Origin of the sequence: Pseudoalteromonas sp. S3260 (assembly GCF_005886925.1) — a bacterium.
GTDB classification, from domain to species: Bacteria; Pseudomonadota; Gammaproteobacteria; order Enterobacterales; family Alteromonadaceae; genus Pseudoalteromonas; species Pseudoalteromonas tetraodonis.
This window is the reverse complement of record NZ_PNCV01000321.1, coordinates 1-277: the sequence shown is the minus strand read 5'-3', so window position 1 is coordinate 277 and position 277 is coordinate 1. Positions and strand designations below refer to the sequence as shown.

The 277-nt window shown below is 45.8% G+C and carries 1 protein-coding gene; it reads right to left on the bottom strand.

Features of this window, described 5'->3' with window-relative positions:
• Positions 1 to 26: 26 nt before the first annotated feature.
• Positions 27 to 209, bottom strand: a complete 183-nt coding sequence (locus CWC14_RS18645) for a VF530 family protein (RefSeq protein ID WP_138564365.1) — start codon at positions 207 to 209, stop codon at positions 27 to 29.
• Between the last annotated feature and the right edge of the window lie 68 nt (positions 210 to 277).

Here is a 277-nt window from a genome sequence, read left to right as displayed (position 1 = left end):
AAGGTTTTAATATAAAGCTGCTCTACTTACTCTCTCGCCCAAGGAGTACGACGTAAGAACTTCAGCGATGATTTCACCGAGGGGTCATTCTTAAAGCTATTAATATTGATGTGCTGCGCTAGCACCTGCCAGCCATAATGCTCGACTAGACGAGTCACTATTTGTTCCAGCTTAACGCCATGCAGGGGGTTATTGGGTTGGTTATCCATTGTACTTAGCCTTTTAATCAGGGCGCAATTGGCCTCATAGCGCTAAGAATACCACGCAATGCACAGCG